Below are 366 nucleotides of genomic sequence, written 5' to 3'. Positions count from 1 at the left end.
GGCGCGCATATTCACGAATTTGAAGTAGTCGTTCAGACTCAATGCTGCCAATCTCCAGCAGCTCTTCAACGGGGATGTACGCGACCTCTTCGATAGAAGTTATGCCAGATATTGCAATGGCGGTAGCTTCTTCTCTCGCCAAGTTGAGCCTATTCATAAGCAGCTCGACTGTCTCCTGCTCCTCGCTATTCATGACACCTCCCAATTTTCTACTTGCCGTTGGGCTGAATGACTGCTTTGCAGCTTTTGTCTGGATGGCGGCTCGGGGCCCAGAGCCGCCATACAGCTAGAAGCTCCAAAGCCGCCACTCAGCCAGCTGCAAGTGCTTAGGCCGGCGAGTCCAACGGACTGGGGGTTCCTGGGGCA

At 54.4% G+C, this 366-nt stretch carries 1 pseudogene; it reads right to left on the bottom strand.

The features are described 5' to 3' along the window. A pseudogene (locus KW835_RS26655) lies at positions 1-193 on the bottom strand (hypothetical protein); the annotation flags it as partial. Positions 194-366: the final 173 nt, after the last annotated feature.

It is taken from the genome of Acidovorax sp. sic0104 (assembly GCF_019219095.1).
In the GTDB taxonomy this organism is placed as follows: domain Bacteria; phylum Pseudomonadota; class Gammaproteobacteria; order Burkholderiales; family Burkholderiaceae_C; genus Acidovorax.
This window is presented reverse-complemented; position numbering and strand designations above follow the sequence as displayed.